At 71.9% G+C, this 17,014-nt stretch carries 18 protein-coding genes; 14 read left to right on the top strand and 4 right to left on the bottom strand.

All coding sequences use genetic code 11. The features are described from left to right. Positions 1 to 138: 138 nt before the first annotated feature. Positions 139 to 747, bottom strand: a complete 609-nt coding sequence (locus ACZ6S5_RS09420; protein ID WP_465999429.1) for a TetR/AcrR family transcriptional regulator — start codon at positions 745 to 747, stop codon at positions 139 to 141. A 96-nt stretch (positions 748 to 843) separates the two neighbouring features. On the opposite strand from ACZ6S5_RS09420, the gene ACZ6S5_RS09415 reads away from it, so the two are divergent. The 10 genes from ACZ6S5_RS09415 to ACZ6S5_RS09370 all read left to right on the top strand — a co-directional run bounded on the left by ACZ6S5_RS09415 (position 844) and on the right by ACZ6S5_RS09370 (position 12,235). Further along, positions 844 to 1,842, top strand: a complete 999-nt coding sequence (locus ACZ6S5_RS09415) for a hypothetical protein (protein WP_465999427.1) — start codon at positions 844 to 846, stop codon at positions 1,840 to 1,842. A 57-nt stretch (positions 1,843 to 1,899) separates the two neighbouring features. Continuing rightward, the gene (locus tag ACZ6S5_RS09410) at positions 1,900 to 2,244 is read left to right on the top strand and encodes a hypothetical protein (protein ID WP_465999426.1); all 345 of its coding nucleotides are present in this window, start codon (positions 1,900 to 1,902) and stop codon (positions 2,242 to 2,244) included. A gap of 277 nt (positions 2,245 to 2,521) precedes the next feature. After that, on the top strand, positions 2,522 to 3,592 hold the full coding sequence (locus ACZ6S5_RS09405) for a BMP family lipoprotein (RefSeq protein ID WP_465999449.1): 1,071 nt from the start codon (positions 2,522 to 2,524) through the stop codon (positions 3,590 to 3,592). Positions 3,593 to 3,799: 207 nt separating this feature from the next. After that, positions 3,800 to 5,398 (top strand): ABC transporter ATP-binding protein, encoded by a 1,599-nt coding sequence (locus ACZ6S5_RS09400; protein ID WP_465999447.1) that lies wholly within the window; start codon positions 3,800 to 3,802, stop codon positions 5,396 to 5,398. Beyond that, the gene (locus ACZ6S5_RS09395; RefSeq protein WP_465999424.1) at positions 5,395 to 6,753 is read left to right on the top strand and encodes an ABC transporter permease; all 1,359 of its coding nucleotides are present in this window, start codon (positions 5,395 to 5,397) and stop codon (positions 6,751 to 6,753) included. Before ACZ6S5_RS09400 ends, ACZ6S5_RS09395 begins: the two co-directional genes overlap by 4 nt. A 2-nt stretch (positions 6,754 to 6,755) precedes the next feature. Then, positions 6,756 to 8,036 (top strand): ABC transporter permease, encoded by a 1,281-nt coding sequence (locus ACZ6S5_RS09390; protein WP_465999422.1) that lies wholly within the window; start codon positions 6,756 to 6,758, stop codon positions 8,034 to 8,036. A 419-nt stretch (positions 8,037 to 8,455) separates the two neighbouring features. After that, the gene (locus ACZ6S5_RS09385) at positions 8,456 to 9,304 is read left to right on the top strand and encodes an AfsR/SARP family transcriptional regulator (RefSeq protein WP_465999420.1); all 849 of its coding nucleotides are present in this window, start codon (positions 8,456 to 8,458) and stop codon (positions 9,302 to 9,304) included. A gap of 64 nt (positions 9,305 to 9,368) precedes the next feature. Further along, on the top strand, positions 9,369 to 10,076 hold the full coding sequence (locus ACZ6S5_RS09380; protein ID WP_465999419.1) for a cytidine deaminase: 708 nt from the start codon (positions 9,369 to 9,371) through the stop codon (positions 10,074 to 10,076). A gap of 88 nt (positions 10,077 to 10,164) precedes the next feature. Beyond that, entirely contained in the window at positions 10,165 to 11,445 is a 1,281-nt protein-coding gene (locus tag ACZ6S5_RS09375) for a thymidine phosphorylase (RefSeq protein ID WP_465999417.1), read from the top strand. A 109-nt stretch (positions 11,446 to 11,554) separates the two neighbouring features. Then, positions 11,555 to 12,235, top strand: coding sequence for a DUF4272 domain-containing protein (locus ACZ6S5_RS09370; protein WP_465999415.1), 681 nt, complete (start codon positions 11,555 to 11,557; stop codon positions 12,233 to 12,235). On the opposite strand, the gene ACZ6S5_RS09365 is transcribed toward ACZ6S5_RS09370, so the two are convergent. Continuing rightward, positions 12,236 to 13,087, bottom strand: coding sequence for a putative RNA methyltransferase (locus ACZ6S5_RS09365; protein WP_465999414.1), 852 nt, complete (start codon positions 13,085 to 13,087; stop codon positions 12,236 to 12,238). A gap of 1 nt (position 13,088) precedes the next feature. Beyond that, positions 13,089 to 13,574: a MarR family winged helix-turn-helix transcriptional regulator gene (locus ACZ6S5_RS09360; protein WP_465999413.1), complete on the bottom strand. Its 486-nt coding sequence runs from the start codon at positions 13,572 to 13,574 to the stop codon at positions 13,089 to 13,091. A 57-nt stretch (positions 13,575 to 13,631) separates the two neighbouring features. Here ACZ6S5_RS09360 and yczE point away from each other — a divergent pair, with 57 nt between their 5' ends. The 4 genes from yczE to ACZ6S5_RS09340 are packed head-to-tail and all read left to right on the top strand — an operon-like array spanning position 13,632 to position 16,359. After that, the gene (gene yczE / locus ACZ6S5_RS09355; protein ID WP_465999412.1) at positions 13,632 to 14,261 is read left to right on the top strand and encodes a membrane protein YczE; all 630 of its coding nucleotides are present in this window, start codon (positions 13,632 to 13,634) and stop codon (positions 14,259 to 14,261) included. Next, on the top strand, positions 14,249 to 14,818 hold the full coding sequence (locus ACZ6S5_RS09350) for an NADPH-dependent FMN reductase (protein ID WP_465999411.1): 570 nt from the start codon (positions 14,249 to 14,251) through the stop codon (positions 14,816 to 14,818). The genes yczE and ACZ6S5_RS09350 overlap by 13 nt, the downstream gene beginning before the upstream one ends. Next, on the top strand, positions 14,815 to 15,237 hold the full coding sequence (locus ACZ6S5_RS09345; protein WP_465999410.1) for a PPOX class F420-dependent oxidoreductase: 423 nt from the start codon (positions 14,815 to 14,817) through the stop codon (positions 15,235 to 15,237). The genes ACZ6S5_RS09350 and ACZ6S5_RS09345 overlap by 4 nt, the downstream gene beginning before the upstream one ends. A gap of 45 nt (positions 15,238 to 15,282) precedes the next feature. After that, a complete protein-coding gene (locus ACZ6S5_RS09340; protein ID WP_465999409.1) occupies positions 15,283 to 16,359 on the top strand; it encodes an adenosine deaminase in 1,077 nt (358 codons plus the stop codon). Here ACZ6S5_RS09340 and ACZ6S5_RS09335 read toward each other — a convergent pair whose 3' ends face one another. Beyond that, entirely contained in the window at positions 16,360 to 16,818 is a 459-nt protein-coding gene (locus tag ACZ6S5_RS09335) for an ATP-binding protein (protein ID WP_465999407.1), read from the bottom strand. It lies immediately after the preceding gene. Positions 16,819 to 17,014: the final 196 nt, after the last annotated feature.

Genomic DNA, 17,014 nt, shown 5'->3' with positions numbered 1-17,014 from the left:
CCCTCTCCCGGCTCTCCCCCCCCCCCCCCCCCCCCCCCCCCCCCACCCCCCCCCCCCCCCCCCCCCCCCCCCCCCCCCCCCCCCCCCCCCCCCACTACCGCCGTGTTCGAGGACGATCATCCCGTGCGGGCGGCCTCGTCAGCGCGGCGCCGGTTGGTGGCTGGCCAGCAGGGCGCGGACGCCGGCGAGATAGGTGGACCGGTCCGGGGAGCCGGTGAGGATGCGCTGCATGAAGTAGCCCGGAACCAGGCCGAACAGGGCCGTGCCGACCGCCTCCGGGTCGGCGTCCGGGGGCAGCTCGCCCGCGTCCCAGGCGCGGCGGGCGATCGCCACGAAGTGGTTGCGGAAGCGGGTGTACGTCGCCGCGACGAACTCGGCGAGCGCCGGATCCCGCTGTGCCTCGCTCCAGACCTGGATCGCCAACGGCAGGATCCCGTCGGGGCCGGTCTGGGCGTCGATGTACGTCAGCGCCCGGTCCAGTGCCCCGGCCAGCGGCAGGGGCGGCTCGGCGGCGGCCAGCTCGGCGAAGACGCCCTCCGCGCCGCCGATGACGGCCTGGGCGATCGCCGTGATCAGCTCGTTCTTGCTCGGGAAGTAGCGGTAGACCGCGCCGACCGAGAGCCCGGCCTCGGCGATCACGTCCTGCATCGAGGTGTTGTGGAAGCCGTCGCGCAGGAAGCAGCGGCGGGCCGCGTCGAGGATCTGCTGCCGGCGGGCCGCCCGGTGTTCTTCCGATACGCGTGGCACGCCACACATTGTAAAGCGAACGTTCGTTCTTGACTCCAGGCCGCCCGGGGCGCAGTCTCAACCTAAAGAGAACGAGCGTTCGTTTTAGGAGCGATGATGTCGTCCCGGATCCGATCCCCCTGGTCACTCGCCGTCCTGCTGGCCGTCCTGGCGGTCGGTGTGCAAGCGCTGCTCGTGCCGCTCTTCGCGGCCCCGGCGGCCCACCTCGCCCCGCGTGACCTGCCGGTCGCCGTCGCCGGGCCGGCCCCGGTCGCGACCCAGCTCGCCGGTCGGCTCGCCGCCGCCCGCCCCGGCGCGTTCGACGTGCGTACCCTCCCGGACGGCGCGGCCGCCGACCGGGCGTTGCGTGACCGGGAGGTGTACGCCGCCTTCGTCGCCGGCCCGGACGGTGTCGCTCTGCACACCGCCCCCGCGGCCAGCCCGACGGTCGCCGTGCTGCTCACCGAGGCCTCGGCCCAGCTCTCCGCCGGACGTCCGGTGCCGGTGGTGCAGGTCGTCCCGACCGACCCGGACGACCCGCGCGGTGCCGGGTTCGCCGCCGGCTTCCTGCCGCTCGCGCTGACCAGCATGTTGGCCGGGGCGTTGCTCGTCCTGCTGGTCGCCCGCCGGAGCGCCCGGCTGGTCGGGCTGTTCGGCTACGCCGCGCTCGCCGGCCTGGTCGGGGTGGCGGTGCTGCACGGCTGGCTCGGTGTCCTGGACGGTGACCTCTGGCGCGAGGCGGGGGCGATCGGCGTGTTCGCGCTCGCCGCCGCGGGCACGGTGGCCGGCCTCGGGGCGCTGCTCGGCGGCCCCGGCATCGGGCTCGGCGCGCTGCTGGTCTTCCTGGTCGGCAACCCGCTCTCCGCGGTCGGTGCCGCGCCCGAGCTGCTGCCCCAGCCGTGGGGCACGGTGGGACAGTTCCTGCCGGTCGGGGCCGGCGGCACGCTGCTGCGGTCGGCCGCCTTCTTCGACGGGGCCGGCGGCACCCGGTCCCTCGTCGTGCTGGCCGGATACGCGGTGGTCGGGCTGCTGCTGGTGCTGCTGGGGCGGTTCCGGTCGGCGCCGACCGCCGGCCCGACGACGGTCACGGAGCGGCCGGCTGAGATCACGGTATGACGGCAGCTCGGCGGGCCGTCTACTACGAATCGTCGTTGATAGGGGAGGATGGCCGCCATGGAAGCACTTCGGCTGATACTTCTCTACGTCCACCTGATCGGGTTCGCGCTGCTGCTCGGCGGCGGGATCGCCCAGTACGCCAGCGGCCGGCTGCGGATCAACGCGGCCATGCTCTGGGGGGCGATCATCCAGGTGCTCTCCGGGCTCGGGTTGTCCGCCCCGCTGCGCGAGCCGGACGATGAGCCGGCGCCGGCGAAACTTGTTACCAAGTTGGTAATCGCCCTGCTGATCTTCGTCATGGTGTTCTTCGCGCGGAAGCGGGAGTCCGTGAACCGCGGCCACTTCCTTGCGATCATCGGGTTGACCCTGCTCAACGCGGCGGTGGCGGTCTTCTGGCGATAGCTCCGGGAGCAGGGGAGCCGCCCGGCAAAACGGACGTTCGCGGCACCGCTTGAGGAGGGCTGGCGGCACGGAAAGTGACGTGCCCCACGCAAGGGTTACGTAGGGGTAACGGACACTCAACAGTCGTGCACGATTGTCGGCCGGTGGGTGGGCGCGGGCGTACGCTCCCGTCCGTAACGTGGGACGCCGGCGGCACACCGCAGGCCGGCGCAAGGGCTGCCACCGCGCACGACGCGGTGTGCAATGGGAAGGAGACGTCTTGCGCTCTGTGCGTGGGATGCGGATCGCCTCCGCGATCGTGGCGGGTGGCCTCGTGCTGGGTGCCGCCGCTTGTGGCGAGGCCCCCAAGGACGACAAGAACGCCGGCGGCAACGGCGGCAAGAAGTTCAGCGCCTGCATGGTGACCGACGTCGGTGGCATCGACGACAAGTCCTTCAACACCTCGGCCTGGAAGGGCCTCCAGGAGGCGAAGAAGGAGAACGGCAACATCGACATCAAGAACGTCCAGTCGAAGGCTGAGGCGGACTACGAGGTCAACCTGACCGGGTTCGTCAACCAGAAGTGCGACTTCATCCTGGCCGTCGGTGGCCTGATGTCGGACGCCACCAAGAAGGCCGCCCAGGCGAACCCGAACCAGCAGTTCGCCATCGTCGACTCGAACCCGGGTCTGGACAACATCTACCCGATGCAGTTCGACACCGCGCAGGCCGCCTTCCAGGCCGGTTACCTGGCCGCCGGGATGAGCAAGACCGGCAAGGTCGGCACCTACGGTGGTCTGCCGATCCCGCCGGTCACCATCTTCATGGACGGCTTCGCCGACGGTGTGGCGTACTACAACAAGGCCAAGGGCAAGAACGTCCAGGTCCTCGGCTGGGACAAGGCCACCCAGAAGGGCTCCTTCACCAACGACTTCGTCAAGCAGGACGAGGGCAAGAAGGTCTCCGACGCGCTGGTCGCCCAGGGCGCGGACATCATCATGCCGGTCGCCGGTGGCTCCGGCCTCGGCACCACCGCCGCCGCCCAGGCCTCGGGCGGCAAGTACTCGGTGATCTGGGTGGACGTCGACGGCTGCGAGAGCACCCCGAACTGCCCGGCGCTGGTGACCACGGTCGTCAAGAACATCCCGGACGCCGTCAAGGAGGCCGTGCTCAAGGCCGCCGGTGGCGAGAAGCTCCAGGCCAAGCCGGGCTTCGTCGGCACCCTGGCCAACAACGGCGTCTCGATCGCGCCGTACCACGACTTCGACAGCAAGGTCCCGGCGGACCTGAAGGCCGAGGTCGACAAGATCAAGGCGGACATCGCCGCCGGCACCATCACGGTCACCTCGAAGGCCCAGCCGACCAAGTGACCGCTCCGCCGGCCGCCGCGGTGAGATCATCGGCAGCGGGGGCCGGCGGGCACCAGGTCTGACGATCCGGCCGCCTCGGCGTACGCGGGGAACACCCGTGCTGCCGGGGCGGCCGGTCCACCTTCATCCCCCATCGACCCCCACCCGCGCGGTGGCCGGCGCGGCAGCCGCTACGCTGCACCATCGCTCGCACTCCAGGAGGTTGCGCTGAGACTCGAACTGCGCGGCATCACCAAACGGTTCGGTGATCTGGTCGCCAACGACCACATCGACCTGACGGTGGAGCCTGGAGAGATCCATGCCCTGCTCGGCGAGAACGGCGCCGGCAAGTCGACCCTGATGAACGTGCTCTACGGGCTCTACCAGCCCGACGAGGGCGAGATCCTGGTCGACGGCAAGCCGCTGAAGCTGAGGGGTCCGTCCGACGCCATCGCCGCCGGGATCGGCATGGTGCACCAGCACTTCATGCTGGTGCCCGTCTTCACCGTGGCCGAGAACGTCATGCTCGGCGCCGAGCAGGTCAAGGGGAGCTTCACCGGCTTCCTCGACCGGCGGCGGGCCCGACGCGAGGTCGCCGAGGTCTCCGAGCGGTACAACCTGCGGGTCGACCCGGACGCGGTGATCGAGGACCTGCCGGTCGGCATCCAGCAGCGGGTGGAGATCGTCAAGGCGCTCACCCGCGACGTCGACCTGCTGATCCTCGACGAGCCGACGGCCGTGCTGACCCCGCAGGAGACCGAGGAGTTGCTCGCGGTCATGCGGTCGCTCAAGGAAGCCGGCAAGTCGATCGTGTTCATCACCCACAAGCTGGGCGAGGTGAAGGCGATCGCCGACCGGATCACCGTGATCCGACGCGGCAAGACCGTGGGCACCGCCGAGCCGACCGCCAGCCGGGACGAACTGGCCGCGCTGATGGTGGGCCGCAGCGTCCGACTGACCGTCGACAAGAAGGCGGCCAACCCCGGCAAGCCGATCCTGGAGGTCACCGGCCTGGTCGTCGACGACGACCGGCAGGTACGCGCGGTCGACGGCGTCGACCTGACCGTGCACGCCGGTGAGGTGCTCGGCATCGCGGGCGTGCAGGGCAACGGGCAGACCGAGCTGATCGAGGCGATCATGGGCCTGCGCCCGACGCTCGCCGGCACCGTCACCCTCGACGGCGAGGCCGTGCACGGCTGGCCGACCAAGAAGGTGCTCCGCGCCGGGGTCGGCTACGTGCCGGAGGACCGCAGCGTGGACGGCCTGGTCAAGGAGTTCTCCGTGGCGGAGAACCTGGTCCTGGACATCTACGACCGGCCGCCCTTCGCCAAGGGCCTCTCACTCAAGCCGGACGCCATCGCCAAGTCGGCGAAGGAGCGGATCGAGCAGTTCGACGTCCGCACCTCGTCGGCCGACGCGCCGGTCGGCACCCTCTCCGGCGGCAACCAGCAGAAGGTGATCGTGGCCCGGGAGTTGTCCCGGCCGCTGAAGCTCTTCATCGCCGCCCAGCCCACTCGCGGCGTCGACGTCGGCTCGATCGAGTTCATCCACAGCCGGGTCATCCGCGAGCGGGACATCGGCACCGCCGTCATGGTGGTCTCCAGCGAGCTGGACGAGGTCATCGGCCTGGCCGACCGGATCGCCGTGATGTACCGCGGCCGGATCATCGGCATGGTCGGCCCGGACACCCCGCGCGAGGAGATCGGCCTGCTGATGGCCGGTATCACCCCGGACACCGCCACCACGACCCCGGCCGATGGCGGCACCGGTACGCCCGGTGCGGCGGCCCCGGCCCCCGAGGGCCCTGGCAGCGAGGACGACGCATGACGAACCCGAACCCGGTGTCGGGCTCCCCGGACAAGGAGCCGGCGACCGAGGCGCAGGAGGCGCGGAGCGAGGCGCGGGCGACCCCCGCCACGCCCGCCGGCGACACCGAGCGCGCGGTCCCCGCCGCCGCGACGAAGCAGCCCGCGGCCGAGGAGCGCCGCCCCTCGCTGGGCCGGCTGTTCCTGGAGAACCTCTGGGCGGCCAACACGGTCACCGTCACCGTGCTGGCGGTGCTGCTGGCGCTGCTGGTCGGCGCGGTGCTGATCATCGTCTCCGACCCGGAGGTGCTGGCCACCTACAGCTACATCACCGCCCGGCCGACGGACGCGATCAACTCCAGCTGGACCGTCGTCAGCGAGGCGTACGCGAACCTGTTCAAGGGCGCCATCTTCGACCCGGAGGCGACCGGCTTCACCGCCGCGCTCGGCCCGATCTCGGAGACGCTGACGTACGCCGCGCCGCTGGTCTTCACCGGCCTGTCGGTGGCGCTCGCCTTCCGCGGCGGCCTGTTCAACATCGGCTCCCAGGGTCAGGCGACCATCGGTGTCATCCTCTCCGCCCTCGTCGGCTTCGCACTGCCGCTGCCGCCCGGGGTGCACCTGCTGGTCGCGCTGATCGCCGGCGCGGCCGGCGGCGCGCTCTGGGGCTTCATCCCGGGCATCCTCAAGGCGCGGACCGGCGCCCACGAGGTGATCAACACGATCATGCTCAACTACGTCGCGGTCTACTTCCTGTCCTGGATCATCGTGCAGAGCGGGGTGCAGAACCCGAACCGGTCGGACGCGATCAGCAAGCCGGTCGAATCGTCCGCCCAGCTGCCCCGGCTGCTCGGCGACAACCTGCGGGTGCACGCCGGCATCCTGCTCGCGGTGCTGGTCACCTGGTTCATCGCCTGGCTGCTGAACCGCTCGACGCTCGGTTTCGAGCTGCGCGCGGTCGGCGAGAACCCGGACGCCGCCCGGACCGCCGGCATCAGCGTCGCCAAGACGTACGTGCTGGTCATGGTGATCTCGGGGCTGCTGGCCGGTCTCGGCGGGTCGAACATGGTGCTCGGCTCGACCGCGAACGCGCTGACCCCGCTGGTGATCGCGCAGATCGGCTTCGACGGCATCCTGGTCGCGCTGCTCGGCCGGGTCAAGCCGTGGGGCGTGCTGCTGGCCGCGCTGCTGTTCGGCGCGCTCCAGGCCGGTGGCAACCGGATGCAGTCGTACTCCGGGATCTCGCTGGAGCTGGTCACCGTGCTCCAGGCGCTCATCGTCATCTTCATCGCCGCGCCGGCCCTGGTGAAGGCGATCTTCCAGCTCCGGGCGGCCCGCGCGGCCCGGCTGCAGACGAGCCTCGCGAAGGGCTGGTGAGCATGTCCACCACCGCTGTCCCCGAGGTCGCCGTGACCGCGGTCGACGAGGGCTTCTGGACGCGCGTCCGCAAGACCGGAGCCGTCCTGCTGGCGTTGGGCGTGCTCGCGGCGGTGCTGTTCGGTGCGCTCGCCACCGGCCAGCAAGCCCGCTTCACGCTCAGCGAGACCGAGGGCGGCGCCGCCCTCGAGATCAACGGCACGGTCGGCGCGATCCTGTTCGGGGTCATCGCCGCCGCGGCGGGCGCCGCCCTGCTCGCCGGGGTGCCGAAGCGCTGGTTCACGCTGCTGCTCGGCATCGGGCTGGTCGCCTTCGTGCTGAGCTTCCTCTGCTGGCAGGTCTCCGCCGCCCCCGAGGGCCGCAACTTCATGCCGCTGGTGAACATCGTCCGGGGCACGTTCATCCTGGCCCTGCCGCTGATCTTCGGCGCGCTGGCCGGCGTGCTCTGCGAGCGATCCGGCGTCGTCAACGTGGCGATCGAGGGCCAGCTGCTGATGGGCGCCTTCTCCGGCGCGCTCTTCGGCAGCATCACCGGCAGCGTCTGGGTCGGCCTGGTCGCCGCCGCCATCGGCGGCGCCCTGATCTCCCTGCTGCTCGCCGTGTTCGCCATCCGCTACCTGGTCGACCAGGTGGTCATGGGCATCGTGCTCAACCTGCTGGCGGTCGGCGTCACCGGCTTCCTCTACGAGCGGCTGATGCAGACCGACGCGACGAAGTACAACAGCGCGCCGCGGTTCAGCAACTGGGAGATCCCGCTGCTCAAGGACATCCCGCTGATCGGTCCGGCGCTGTTCCGGGGCAACATCTTCCTCTACCTCGGTCTGCTGCTGGTGCTGGTCATCCACCTCGCCCTGTTCCGTACCCGGTGGGGCCTGCGGACCCGTTCGGTGGGCGAGCACCCGACCGCCGCCGACACCCTGGGCGTGAAGGTGCTGCGGCTGCGCTACCGCAACGTGATCATGGCTGGCCTGGTGGCCGGCGTGGGTGGCGCCTCGTACACCCTGGCGCTCTACTCCTTCACCAAGAACATGATCGGCGGTAAGGGCTTCATCGCCCTGGCCGCGCTGATCTTCGGCCGGTGGAGCCCGACCGGCGCGCTGCTCGCGGCGCTCTTCTTCGGCTTCGCCGACCAACTCGCCACCTATCTGGGCGCCATCGGCAGCAGCATCCCCAGCCAGTTCCTGGCGATGCTGCCGTACCTGGCGACCATCCTGGCCGTGGCTGGGCTGGTCGGCAAGGTCCGGGCCCCGGCCGCCGACGGCAAGCCGTACATCAAGGGCTGACCCCGACGTCACCACGCCCGTGCCCGGTGGAGTGATCCACCGGGCACGGGCGTTTCCGGCTGTCCCGGGCCGCCCCGCCCCGCCGGCTCCGGCCAGGCCTCGCCGCACGGGCGGAGCACCCGGAGCCCGGGCGGCGGCCACTGTGCGTGGAAGCGTCGGCGGCTAAGACGCGGATGAATGGAGCGCGGCAGTCGGCGTGGGGCCGGCCGGGGTCACGTACCGTCACCCCCCACCGACGGTTCGGCCACCACCCCTCCGACGTCGGGTCTTGACGGGTCGACGCTGTGCCAGCAGGATATGGCCCAGTTGGTCACACGGGGGAAAAATTGGATTACCGAATTCTCGGACCCGTCAAGGTGCGGGCCCGATACGGCTACTGTTCGGTCTCGGGTTCTCGGCACCGAAAGATCCTGGCGACCATGATTGTCGACGCCAATCGCTTCGTCTCCACTCAGCGTCTGGTCGATGTGCTGTGGGGTGAACTCCCGCCGAGAACGGCGGTGCAACAGGTGCAGAATTGCGTGGGCACGCTCCGCCAACGATTGGCGGAAATTGGTCTGCCCGTGGAACTGAAGCGTTCACCCGGCGATTATCTCCTTCTCGCTCCCGCCGACAAAATTGACGCGAGCGAGTTCACGCGAATGTGCGTGAAGGCGGATTCCTCGGCTCAGCGTGGGCATGTCGAAGAGGCGTCGCGGACGTTGCGGCATGCCCTCGATCTCTGGTTCGGCGAGCCGCTCCAGGACGTTGTCTCGGAAGCGTTGATTCCGGCCGTCGTCGAGCTGCAGGAAGCGCGGGTGCGGGCCGTCGAGCGGCTCGCCCAGGTCGAAATTGCCCGCGGCAACCACTCCGGCGTTCTGGCGGAGTTGTCCCGGTGGGTGTGCCGGTATCCCTACCACGAGGGACTGCACGGTTATCTCGCCGTGGCGCTGCACCGGTCGGGTCGCACCGCGGACGGACTGCAGGTGCTGCACGCCCTGCGTGCGCGGCTCTGGGACGAACTGGGTATCGAGAGTGGCCCGTTCATCGAGAAGACCCAGCGGGAGCTGTTGGGGGTGGACGCGCGCACCGGTGCCCGCGACCCGTACCCCATGACGGACGACGACGTGCTCCACCTCGTCCGATCGGCGCTCGATCAACTGGCGACGGCGGTGGAACTGCTCTCGGCGCGGGGGCAGTTGCCCGGCCCGGCGACGCTCCGCCGTGGCGACGTGCCGTTGGGTGCGGTCCGTCACCATCCGGGCAGTCCGGCCCTCCGGGCCAGCTGACCGCCGCGGACGCGCTGGTCGAGCCCGGTCCCGGCGCCCCGGGCGGTTGAGACAGAATCGGGTGGTGAACATTGACTGGGAGCGGCTGCGGGCCGCCGCCACCGAGGTGATGCGGCACGCGTACGTGCCGTACTCGAAGTTCCCGGTCGGGGCGGCCGCCCTGGTCGACGACGGCCGGGTGGTGGTCGGCTGCAACGTGGAGAACGCCGCGTACGGAGTGGTCCTCTGCGCCGAGTGCGGGGTGGTCTCCTCGCTGCACGCCACCGGCGGCGGCCGGATCGTCGCGCTCTCCTGCGTCGACGCCACCGGCGAGCCGCTGATGCCCTGCGGCCGGTGTCGGCAGCTCCTCTGGGAGCAGGGCGGGCCGGAGTGCCTGATCGAGGCGAAGGGCGGCCCGCTGCGGATGGCCGAGCTGCTGCCGCACGCCTTCGACGTGGCCGACCTGGACGCGGTGACCGGCGAGCACCCGGTGCCGGTGGTGCCGGACCGGCTGGCGGCGTGGCGTGGCCGGGGCACCGTCTTCGTGCACCCGGACCTCTCCGCCGGGCAGCAGGTCTGGACGGCCTACTGGGAGCGGTCGGCCGGGGACACCGAGGGCGCCGAGACCGGCGTGCTGGAGGAGGGCCCGACCTGGGACGACCCGGCCGAGGCGATCAGCTGGGGGTTGGCCCGTACGCCGCGCGTGGTGGTGGTGGACGCGTCGGGCAGCATCTTCTGGGCCGGTGAGGGTGAGCCTCCGCTGGAGATCCCGGTTCGGTGGTCCGGCGCTTGAGCTCGAGGTGATCGGTGGTTGACCTTCGTCGTGAGGGTGCAGCCGGTGCCCGACGCCCGTATTGATCTATGGATAGGAAAACTCAAAGGTGAGTGCTTTCACGGCGGTTGACGTCATCCGGACCAAGCGGGACGGGGGTGTGCTGAGCGACGGGCAGATCGACTGGGTCGTCGACGCGTACACCAAGGGGCTGGTGGCCGACGAGCAGATGTCGGCCCTGGCCATGGCGATCCTGCTGCGCGGCATGAGCGCGCCGGAGATCGCCCGGTGGACCGCGGCGATGATCGCCAGCGGGGAGCGGCTGGACCTCTCCCCGGTGTCCCGGCCGACCGTGGACAAGCACTCCACCGGTGGCGTCGGCGACAAGATCACCCTTCCGCTCACCCCACTCGTCGCCGCCTGCGACGCCGCCGTGCCGCAGCTCTCCGGGCGTGGCCTCGGGCACACCGGCGGCACCCTGGACAAGCTGGAGTCGATCCCGGGCTGGCGGGCGGCGCTGAGCAACGACGAGTTCATCGCCCAGCTCCGTGACGTCGGCGCGGTGATCTGCGCGGCCGGCGAGGGGCTCGCCCCCGCCGACCGCAAGCTGTACGCGCTGCGCGACGTCACCGGCACGGTCGAGGCGATCCCGCTGATCGCCAGCTCGATCATGAGCAAGAAGATCGCCGAGGGGACCGGCGCCCTGGTGCTCGACGTGAAGGTGGGCTCGGGCGCGTTCATGAAGAACGTCGACGACGCCCGCGAGCTGGCCCGGACCATGGTCGAGCTGGGTGGGGCGCACGGTGTGCGGACGGTCGCCCTGCTCACCGACATGTCCACCCCGCTCGGCCTGGCCGTCGGCAACGCGGTCGAGGTGACCGAGTCGCTCGAGGTGCTGGCCGGCGGCGGCCCCGCCGACGTGGTGGAGCTGACCCTGGCGCTGGCCGGGGAGATGCTGGCGGCGGCCGGCCTGCCGGACGCCGACCCGGCGGCGGCGCTGCGGGACGGCCGGGCGATGGACGCCTGGCGGGCGATGATCCGCGCGCAGGGCGGCGACCCGGACGCTCCGATGCCGACCGCCAACGAGGTCGAGGTGGTCCGCGCGACCGAGGACGGTTACGTCGCCGGAATCGACGCGTACGCCATCGGGGTGGCCGCGTGGCGGCTGGGCGCCGGGCGGGCCCGCAAGGAGGACCCGGTGAGCATCCCGGCCGGCGTGGTGCTGCACAAGCGCCCCGGCGACCCGGTGCGCGCCGGCGAGCCCCTGTACGAGCTGCGTGCCGAGCACGCCGAGCGGATCCCGGCCGCGCTCGCCGAGGCGGAGCGGGCGGTGCGGATCGCGCCGGACGCCCCGGCCGGGACGCCGCTGGTCATCGAGCGGATCAGTTGATCTTTCCGCCCGGGTGGGCCATGGTGCCCGGCCCGCCCGGGCCGCTATCCTGCCTGGCCAGGGGGGACGACCGGCGATGAGCCGATGTGAGCAGACAGGGACCTGAGCCGTGCGCGTACCCGCCCCCGACCCCCGGGCCGTCCGTGAGGCGAGCCTCGACGAGCTGTCCCGGCTGGGCCTTCCGCTGCCGCCGCCACAGTTTCCGCTGGTCTGGGAGCCCGGGGACGAGATCGAGCTGCGACCCACCGCCGAGATCGAGGCCCGGATCGCGGTGCTGCACCTGATCCTGGCCCGGTGCTTCGGGATGCCCCCGCAGGCGGCGATGAGCTGGTTGCTGGAGTCGCATCTGGTCGAGACGGTCACCCCGCCGGAGTGGCAGTTCGTGATGGGCGGCAAGGGTGACCACCGCTCCTTCGTGCTGCACCACGACGCGCTCTTCTCGCTGGCCTGGGTGCTCGGGCTGGCCAAGGAGCTGGATCCCACGGTGCCGGTGGACGCGCGGCTGGTCGAGCGGATGCCGAACCTCGTCGCCGGGGAGACCTTCCCGCAGTGGCGGGCCCGCATCCTGGCCGCCCCGCAGCACCCGGGCGACGCCGCTGCCCTGCTCGACCTGCACTACTGCCTGGACTGGGCGTACCTGGAGTCGGAGCAGGCCGGGCGGGCGCTGCCCGGGCTGGTGGACGCGAATGCCATCGGGCAGCGCCGGTGGGCGCTGGAGTGGGCGGTGGTGCTGCGCGGGCCGTACCACGACGAGCCACCGGGCTGGGAAGAGGTCGACCTCTCCACCTAGCTAGTTCGGCCGGTGCACGCCGAGCCGGACGGCGACGGTCACCGGCACCGGCTCGGGCAGCGCGGCGATCCGCTCGGCGAGCCGGGCCGGGTCGGTGTGCCAGGCGCTGGGGCCCATCCCGACCAGGGTGGCCACCTCGGTACGGGTCAGCGCCAGCCGGGCGCGGTGCACGCTGGTCGACTCCTCGGTGAAGTGCCCGCCCAGGCTGCCGGCGACCCGGTCCGCCTTGGCCGGGTCCACCCGCAGCAGGTCGAGTGCGTCGACCAGCTCGGCGAGATGGTCCTCGGCGGGGATGACCACCAGCAGCGCGCCCGCCGGGTCGAGGACCCGGTGGAACTCCGCGCCGTTGCGCGGTGCGAAGACGTTGAGCAGCACGGCGGCGGAGTGGTCGGCCAGCGGGAGGCGTTGCCAGGTGTCGGCCAGGGCCGCCGCCGCGCGCGGGTGGGCCCGGGCCGCGCGGCGCAACGCCGGCTTGGAGACGTCCAGGGCCAGACCGACGGCGTCCGGCAGCGCCGCCAGCACCGCCGCGAGGTACCAGCCGGTGCCCGCGCCGGCGTCCACCACCAGCGGGTACGTCGTGCCCCCGCCGGCTGCCGTCGCGGCGGTGGCGAGGGCGGCGGCGACGGTGGCGTAGTGGCCGGCGGCGAGGAAGTCGGCGCGGGCGGCGACCATCTCGGCGGTGTCCCCGGTGTGCGGGGCACGGCCGGCGAGCAGGTTGACGTACCCCTGACGGGCGATGTCGAAGCTGTGTCGGCGCGGGCAGCGCAGCGCCTGGGCGGTGCCGGCGGTGGCCTCGGCCAGCGGCTCGCCGCAGACCGGGCAGCGCAGCCGGGCCAGGATCCGGGGGTCCATCTCAGCCCGCCGCCCGGCCGCGCCGCCGGTCGTCGCCGGCGAGGTGGTCGACCACCCGGTGGGTCAGCGCGCCGAGCGCCTCGATCTCCTCGGGGGTGAGCAAATCGATCAGGTGTCGGCGGACGGCGGCGACGTGACCGGGGGCGGCCGCCTCGATGGCCCGCCGGCCGGCCGGGGTGAGCGCGACGATCGACCCCCGGCCGTCGGAGGCGCACTCCTCGCGGGTGACCAGGCCGCGCTGCTGCATCCGGGACAGGTGGTGGGACAGCCGGCTGCGCGACCAGAGCATCCGGTCGGCCAGCTCGCTGAGCCGCAGCCGCTGGTCGGGGGTCTCGGAGAGATCGGAGAGCACGTCGTAGTCCGGCTCGGAGAGACCGGCGTCCTGCATCAGCTCCCGGGCCAGCTCCAGGTCGAGCAGGCGGCGCATCCGGCGGTAGCCGCGCCAGGCCCGGTTCTCCCGCTCGTCCAGCCAGCGTGGTGCGTCCATGACCCGATCCTAACCGAGTGGTTGACATGTCATCAAAGCCGCTCTACGGTCGATGACATGTCAACCACATTGCCGGTGCGGCTGGGCCGGCTCTTCGCCGGCCTGGCCCTCTTCGGCGCGAGCGTCGCCCTGATGGTCCGGGCGGATCTCGGGCTCGGGTCGTGGGACGTGCTGCACCAGGGCCTCGCCGCCCGCACCGGGCTGCCGATGGGGGTGCTGGTCAACGGCGTCGCGCTGGTGGTCCTGCTGCTGTGGGTGCCGCTGCGGCAGCGTCCCGGTGTCGGCACGGTGGCCAACGTCGCGCTGGTCGGCCTGGCCCTGGACGCGGTGCTGGCGGTGCTGCCGCCGGTCGGGTCGCTCGCCGTTCGCATCGCCCTGCTGTTCGCCGGGATCCTGCTCAACGGGATCGCCACCGCCCTCTACCTCGGTGCCCGGCTGGGCCCCGGCCCGCGGGACGGCCTGATGACCGGCCTGGCCGCCCTCGGCCTGCCGATCGGCCGCGCCCGCACCCTGATCGAGCTGGGCGTGCTCGCCGTCGGCTGGCTGCTCGGCGGCACCGTCGGCCCCGGCACCGTGCTCTACGCGCTCGCCATCGGGCCGCTCGCCCAGTTCCTCATTCCCCGACTCGCCGTGCCGGCTCCGGCCCGGCCCGCCCCGACAGGAGTGACCCCGCCATGCCCCGCCTGAACGTGATCGTCGCCAGCACCCGTCCCGGCCGGGTGGGCCGGCGGATCGGTGACTGGTTCACCGCGACCGCCGTCCGCCACGGTGGCTTCGACGACGTACGCCTGGTCGACCTCGCCGAGGTCGCGCTCCCGTTCCACGACGAGCCGCACCACCCCTCGGAAGGGAACTACCTGCACCGGCACACCCGGGTGTGGAGCGACACGACCGCCGCCGCGGACGCCTTCGTCTTCGTGATGCCGGAGTACAACTACGGCTTCAGCGCGCCGCTCAAGAACGCGATCGACTACCTCTACCACGAGTGGCGGCACAAGCCGGTCGGGTTCGTCAGCTACGGCATGACCTCCGGTGGCCTGCGCGCGGTGCAGATGATCAAGCAGGTGGTCACCACGCTGAACATGGTCCCGGTCAACGAGGCGGTGACGGTGTTCCTGCGCCAGGCCCTGGCCGAGACCGGCGAGCTGCTGCCGGACCCGGGCCGCGAGGCCGCCGCGGACCTGATGCTCGACCAGCTCGCCCGGCTGGCCGCCGCGCTCGCGCCGCTGCGGGTGGCGGCGTGAGCGAGCGGAGCGAGCGGCTGTGGGAGCTGTTCGGGGCGCGGGGTCGGGGGGTGCTGGTCACCCTGCGCCGGGACGGCCGCCCGCAGCTGTCGAACCTGGACTACCTGGCGGAGCCGGGCCTGATCCGCTGCTCCACCACCGGCGACCGGGCGAAGGTGCGCAACCTGCGCCGCGACCCGCGCGCCAGCCTCCACGTCACCACTCCTGACGGCGGGGCCTACGCGGTGGCCGAGGGCGTGGTGACCCTCACCCCGGCGGCGGCAAGCACCGACGACGCCACGGTCGACGAGCTGGTCGAGGTCTACCAGCGGATCCGCGGCGAGCACCCGGACTGGGCGGACTACCGGGCGGCCATGGTGGCCGACGGCCGGCTCGTCCTCCGCCTCGCGGTCGACCGGGTGTACGGCTGGCGGCCCTGACCGGTCCCGTGCCGCGCCGTGACCGGCGGTGACTAGGGTCTGAGCATGGTCGCAATCTCGTACGAGGACATCGTCAAGGTCCCGAAGGCGTTGCTCCACGATCACCTCGACGGCGGTCTGCGGCCCGCGACGATCGTGGAGCTGGCCGCCGAGGTCGGCCACGACCTGCCCACCACCGACGCGGAGGCGCTGGGCCGGTGGTTCGTCGAGGCGGCGAACTCCGGTTCGCTGGAGCGCTACCTGGAGACCTTCGCGCACACCGTGGCGGTGATGCAGACCGCGCCGGCACTGCGCCGGGTCGCCCGCGAGTGCGCCCTCGACCTGGCCGCCGACGGCGTGGTCTACGCCGAGGTGCGGTTCGCCCCCGAGCAGCACCTGGAGCAGAACCTCACCCTCGACGAGGTGGTCGAGGCGGTGGTCACCGGTTTCCGGGAGGGGAGCGCGTTGGCCGCCGAGGCGGGCAACCCGATCCGGGTCGGCACGCTGCTGACCGCGATGCGGCACGCGGCCCGATCCCAGGAGATCGCCGAGCTGGCCGTCCGGCACCGGGACACCGGAGTGGTCGGCTTCGACATCGCCGGGGCGGAGGCGGGTTTCCCGCCCACCCGCCACCTGGACGCCTTCGAGTACCTGCAGCGGGAGAACTTCCACTTCACCATCCACGCCGGCGAGGCGTTCGGGCTGCCGTCGATCTGGCAGGCGATCCAGTGGTGCGGCGCGGACCGGCTCGGCCACGGCGTCCGCATCGTCGACGACATCACCCCGGGGAACCCGCCCGTGCTGGGCCGGCTGGCCGCGTACGTCCGGGACAAGCGGATCCCGCTGGAGCTGTGCCCGTCGTCGAACGTGCAGACCGGGGCGGCGGCGTCGATCGCCGACCACCCGATCGGGCTGCTCCGCGACCTGCGCTTCCGGGTGACGGTCAACACCGACAACCGGCTGATGAGCGGCACCTCGATGTCCCGCGAGATGGCCCTGCTGGTGGACGCCTTCGGCTACGGCTGGAAGGAACTCCAGTGGTTCACCATCAACGCGATGAAGAGCGCCTTCATCCCGTTCGACGAGCGCCTGCGGATCATCGACGAGGTGATCAAGCCGGCGTACGCCAAGGTGATCGGCTGATCAGGAGTGCGGGTGCGGGTGGCCGGCGAGCAGGGCCGCCACCCGGCGCAGCACCTGGCGGGCCCGGGCCGCCTCCGCGCCCAGCCCGGTCTGCCGGCGCAGCACCGCCGGCTCGGCGCGCAGCAGCGCCACCCCGCGGCGGATCAGCACCCGGGGCGCCTTGCGCTGCTCGGTGAGATCCCGGGCCAGCCGGCGGACGAAGGTCGCCCCGCGCGGCCGGCGCAGCGCGTACGCCCCGGCGAGCAGGCCGCGGCGCCGGCACTCGGCGACGATCTCGGCCGCGAAGATCCCTTCGGCGACGAAAAATGGCGAACCGGCGACATCGAATGGCCGGGTGGCCACCCTCCGGTCTGCGCCGATCGCATAAACCGGCACTTCGGCCTTGCCGTCCCGGGCCAGTCGGGCAATCGTGTCCACCGCCGAGTTCGCGTCCCAGGACAGCGGGGACTCCCAGTCCACCTGTCCGTTTCGGCGCGGACACGTAGGGTCATCGCCGTTCTTGTAGAAGTCGTCCAGACAGAGCACCGGGAGTCCGGTTCGGTGGGCAATGTACGACTTTCCGGAGCCGGAAGGCCCGGCGAGCAGGACGACGCGGTGACGGTGTGCCATTACTTTGAGTGACTCCGGCCAGACGGATTGCTATCAAATTGCATCA

It is taken from the genome of Micromonospora sp. NPDC051924 (assembly GCF_055586005.1).
Note: the sequence above shows the minus strand (reverse complement) of the source record. Positions and strands in the feature narration are given on the sequence as shown.

What these genes read in the sequence shown, in the direction of transcription:
- ACZ6S5_RS09415 (WP_465999427.1), top strand. Translation starts at nt 844, where the DNA reads ATGTCGTCCCGGATCCGATCCCCCTGGTCACTCGCCGTCCTGCTGGCC.
- ACZ6S5_RS09410 (WP_465999426.1), top strand. Translation starts at nt 1,900, where the DNA reads ATGGAAGCACTTCGGCTGATACTTCTCTACGTCCACCTGATCGGGTTC.
- ACZ6S5_RS09405 (WP_465999449.1), top strand. Translation starts at nt 2,522, where the DNA reads ATGCGGATCGCCTCCGCGATCGTGGCGGGTGGCCTCGTGCTGGGTGCC.
- ACZ6S5_RS09395 (WP_465999424.1), top strand. Translation starts at nt 5,395, where the DNA reads ATGACGAACCCGAACCCGGTGTCGGGCTCCCCGGACAAGGAGCCGGCG.
- ACZ6S5_RS09390 (WP_465999422.1), top strand. Translation starts at nt 6,756, where the DNA reads ATGTCCACCACCGCTGTCCCCGAGGTCGCCGTGACCGCGGTCGACGAG.
- ACZ6S5_RS09385 (WP_465999420.1), top strand. Translation starts at nt 8,456, where the DNA reads ATGATTGTCGACGCCAATCGCTTCGTCTCCACTCAGCGTCTGGTCGAT.
- ACZ6S5_RS09365 (WP_465999414.1), bottom strand. Translation starts at nt 13,087, where the DNA reads ATGGACCCCCGGATCCTGGCCCGGCTGCGCTGCCCGGTCTGCGGCGAG.
- ACZ6S5_RS09360 (WP_465999413.1), bottom strand. Translation starts at nt 13,574, where the DNA reads ATGGACGCACCACGCTGGCTGGACGAGCGGGAGAACCGGGCCTGGCGC.
- yczE (WP_465999412.1), top strand. Translation starts at nt 13,632, where the DNA reads ATGTCAACCACATTGCCGGTGCGGCTGGGCCGGCTCTTCGCCGGCCTG.
- ACZ6S5_RS09350 (WP_465999411.1), top strand. Translation starts at nt 14,249, where the DNA reads ATGCCCCGCCTGAACGTGATCGTCGCCAGCACCCGTCCCGGCCGGGTG.
- ACZ6S5_RS09340 (WP_465999409.1), top strand. Translation starts at nt 15,283, where the DNA reads ATGGTCGCAATCTCGTACGAGGACATCGTCAAGGTCCCGAAGGCGTTG.